General features: G+C 72.9%; 7 protein-coding genes. All 7 read right to left on the bottom strand.

All coding sequences use genetic code 11. The features are described from left to right. On the bottom strand, positions 1-91 hold a 91-nt coding region (locus tag BU124_RS15230; protein WP_483880238.1), incomplete at its 3' end, for a DUF3789 domain-containing protein. Next, positions 84-263 (bottom strand): hypothetical protein, encoded by a 180-nt coding sequence (locus BU124_RS14385; RefSeq protein WP_143530026.1) that lies wholly within the window; start codon positions 261-263, stop codon positions 84-86. The genes BU124_RS14385 and BU124_RS15230, both read right to left, overlap by 8 nt. Before the next feature lie 54 nt (positions 264-317). Beyond that, positions 318-965, bottom strand: a complete 648-nt coding sequence (locus tag BU124_RS14380) for a lysozyme (RefSeq protein ID WP_084864253.1) — start codon at positions 963-965, stop codon at positions 318-320. 4 nt (positions 966-969) lie between these two features. Next, positions 970-1,101 (bottom strand): hypothetical protein, encoded by a 132-nt coding sequence (locus tag BU124_RS15150; RefSeq protein ID WP_281250908.1) that lies wholly within the window; start codon positions 1,099-1,101, stop codon positions 970-972. Further along, entirely contained in the window at positions 1,094-1,441 is a 348-nt protein-coding gene (locus BU124_RS14375; protein ID WP_084864252.1) for a hypothetical protein, read from the bottom strand. Before BU124_RS14375 ends, BU124_RS15150 begins: the two co-directional genes overlap by 8 nt. After that, positions 1,438-2,064 carry a DUF2460 domain-containing protein gene (locus BU124_RS14370; protein ID WP_084864251.1) on the bottom strand — a complete coding sequence of 209 codons (627 nt, stop codon included), beginning with the start codon at positions 2,062-2,064 and terminating at the stop codon, positions 1,438-1,440. Before BU124_RS14370 ends, BU124_RS14375 begins: the two co-directional genes overlap by 4 nt. Continuing rightward, the coding region (locus tag BU124_RS14365; protein ID WP_281250907.1) for a phage tail tape measure C-terminal domain-containing protein at positions 2,064-3,053 on the bottom strand (990 nt) is incomplete at its 5' end. The genes BU124_RS14365 and BU124_RS14370, both read right to left, overlap by 1 nt.

The following is a 3,053-nucleotide window of genomic DNA, read 5'->3' as shown; positions in this document are numbered from 1 at the left end:
CCCGCTCCCCGCGTGCGGCGGCGACGCAGAGGGCGGCGACTAAGACGCCGAGGCAGCCGCCCACGAACAGACCTGCGAGAAACTCAAGCATCGCCGCGGAACCCGCGCTCAATCCGGTCGCGCAGGCCGATCAGGCCCAGACCGAGGAACATCAGGCCAGCGGGAGAGGCGTCGCCCGAGCCGGCGAGCAGCGCGACGAGGCGGGACAGCTCGGCGAGGGGGCCGGCGGTGGGGAGCGCGAGGGAGGCGATGCCGGTGAGCATGGCGAGCAGTCCCGCCCACCACGTGAGCGAGTTGGGTCGAAAGTAGCGCATAAGTCAGGCCCTCCGGATCAGCTTGGAAAAGAAGGCGACCAGCCGGGCGAACCAGCCGGTCGGCGTGTCGGGGGCAGTAGGGACGGCGGGCCTGGCGGGTTGCAGGAGCGCCAGGGCTTCGCTCTCCGCCAGCCGCCGGACAGGCCGCGAGAAGTCCACGCGGCCCGCAGGATCCACGGACCAGACCGGGATCGGCCCGCCGGGATAGCGGCGATGGCGGAACAGGCCGCGCTCCGCCTCGCGCCGAGGGATGATCTCCGCCGGCCGCCGCCAGTTGAAGAAGGCCTGCGCCGCGGCTTCGCGGTCCCCGGCGTTCAGGTCGCGGGTCAGCGCAGCCCGCGCGATGCCGCCCGTGTTGTAGTGGAACGAGACCAGCGCATCGAACTCGTGCGGCGCCAGCGGGACTGTCACCGCGGCCAAGACCTCGGCCTCGTAGGTCGCGAGATCCGCGCGGAAGACCCGGAACGCCTCGCCGATGCCTTCATCGAGATCGGCGGGCATGCCGCGGGGCATCTCCGCTGGGTCGGGCGCCCCGGCCGCCGCCGTGTGGCCGATACCGAAGGTCCAGGTGCCGGTGGAATCGAGATACGGCGCGGGCACGACTCCTTCGTGCCCGGCCAGGGCCAGCAGGCCCCGCTCGGTCATCTTCATGGGATTACTCCAGAAACGAGAAGATCAGGATCAGCGCCGCAACGGCCAGACCGATGCGCAGCCGGTGCGCGAACCGCGTGCGGGGATCCTCGCACTCGGTGCGCAGCGCGCGGGCCAGGCGGAGAAGCTCAGTCATCCTTGCGCCCCTTGGCGGCGCGCAGCCGGGCCAGGACGACCTCGATGAAGGCCGGGCCGAAGACGCCGACGAGATAGGCGGCCGAGCCCGCCGCTCCGCCCGCCGGGATCGCGTCAGGCCGCAGACCCAGCCAGGCCGCGATGACCGCCATCGACAGGCTGCCCATCCCGGCCGCGATCAGCCCGCCGAGCAGGATGTGGCGCAGCGCGTCGCGCAAGCGCATCTTCGTGGTCAGGGCGTTCGTCGCCCCGCCGAGCGCACCCCAGGCGGCGAGGATCACGGCGGTCGAGGCCGCGAGCTCGCGCAGCACGGCGGCAACGAAGCTGCCGGTGTCATTCATCGCCGGATCTCCAGAAGCGGAATGGAGGTGATCGAGCCGAGCCGCTCGAGGTCGAGCGTCACGTCGAGCGCGTCGGTGTCAAAGCGGACGGGCACGTCGAAGGCGAAGCCGGCGGTGACCGCGACGCCGGCGGCCGGCGCGGTGTCGAAGGTCACGACGCCCGTGGTCGTGTCGACCGTCCAGCCCGACATCTGCTCGACCCCGCCGAGCGCGACGCGCACGCTGCCTGCCACCGGCTTGGCGATGGCGCGGGTCCAGCTCTGCGCGCCGGAGCTGTAGCGTTTCAGGAGCGCGAATTCGGTGAGGCTGCCATTGCCCGTGCCGATCTCCTGGTCGGTGGGCGAGATCGCCGCGGACGGCAGGGCCGACTTGTAATCGGCCCAGTCCTTGAAGCGGAAGCCGTGCAACTGGCCGTTGCGCGCCTCGAAGAAGGCGACCACCGCGGCCAGGTCATCCGCGCGGCGGATGCCATAGGCGACATCATAGCGGCGGCGGCTGTTCGCCCAGCTGGCGTTGCGTTCCTCGTCACCCGAGGCGAGTTCGACGATCTGTGTGCGCCGCTCCGGCCCGCCGCGCGCGCCGCGGCTGATGTTGTCGGGAAACCGGACCTCGTGGGAGGCCATCACATGCCCCTCCGGCCCATGGCCACGGCGCGCGAGATGTCCGCGGCGACCTGTGTGCGGGACTGCCGGAAGCTCTCGGCGTCGCGGGTCTGGATCGTGACATTGACGACCGGGGCGGGCTCGCGGTCTCGGCGTGGGGCGTCATACTCGCGGGTCTCCCGGCGGGAGAGCACCCGCTCGCCGCGCTGCAGGATTGCCGGGACCTCGTCATGGCGAAGCTCGAGCTTCCCGCCGGAATGCATCCGCGGGGCCGCCGCGAAGGCTGCGGCCGGGACCATACGCCCGGGTCCTGGTACGCCGACCACGCCGCCGGCATGCAGGACGTTGGCGAACAGACCGCCGGCGCCTCCGAGCGCATTGCCGAGGCCGCCCGCGATCGGCCCCAGGATGAAGCGCCGCGCCGCGAGCTGCGCGAGATCGGCGATCAGCGAGGTGACGAGGTCGCGGACCTTCAGCTTGCCGGTCTTCACGAACTCGCCCACCGCGTTCTCCGCCGACCGGAAGGCGCCGACGAGGCTCTGGCCAATATCCCCGCCGATCTCGCGAGCCTTCGTGGCATAGTCCGACAGCGCCGCCGTGACCGCCTGCCAGCCGGTGACGGCCCGCTCGGTGCTGGGCGCGGCGGCGGAGGCGGCCGGCCCGGCCGCAGCCCCGGCTTCGGTGGCCGCCTGTCCGGCCGCACCGAGCGCCGCCTCGAAGCGGTCGGCCGAGTCCGTGGCCACCTCGAGCGCCGCAGCACCGTCCGAGCCCGCGCCCGCCACGGCGTCCTTCAGCGCCTGCCAGGCGGTCATCGGGCGCGCGGCGGCCTGAGACAGCATGCCGGCCGCCTCGGCGTAGCCCGCGGCGCGGCTGCGCGCGTCGGCGGCCATCCCGCCGAAGAGGTCCGGCGCTTCGACATAGGTGCGGCCCATGGCGGCGCGGAAGGCGTCGCCCGCGGCATCGCCGACCGCCGAGGCCGCGCCGGCGAAGGGGTTCTCGACCCCGCCCAG

The organism is Salibaculum halophilum (assembly GCF_002094885.1).
Classification (GTDB): Bacteria; Pseudomonadota; Alphaproteobacteria; order Rhodobacterales; family Rhodobacteraceae; genus Salibaculum; species Salibaculum halophilum.
This window is presented reverse-complemented; position numbering and strand designations above follow the sequence as displayed.

Excerpts from the sequence above, each read along its gene's own strand:
- BU124_RS14385 (WP_143530026.1), bottom strand. The coding sequence starts at position 263 with ATGCTCACCGGCATCGCCTCCCTCGCGCTCCCCACCGCCGGCCCCCTC.
- BU124_RS14380 (WP_084864253.1), bottom strand. The coding sequence starts at position 965 with ATGAAGATGACCGAGCGGGGCCTGCTGGCCCTGGCCGGGCACGAAGGA.
- BU124_RS15150 (WP_281250908.1), bottom strand. The coding sequence starts at position 1,101 with ATGACTGAGCTTCTCCGCCTGGCCCGCGCGCTGCGCACCGAGTGCGAG.
- BU124_RS14375 (WP_084864252.1), bottom strand. The coding sequence starts at position 1,441 with ATGAATGACACCGGCAGCTTCGTTGCCGCCGTGCTGCGCGAGCTCGCG.
- BU124_RS14370 (WP_084864251.1), bottom strand. The coding sequence starts at position 2,064 with ATGGCCTCCCACGAGGTCCGGTTTCCCGACAACATCAGCCGCGGCGCG.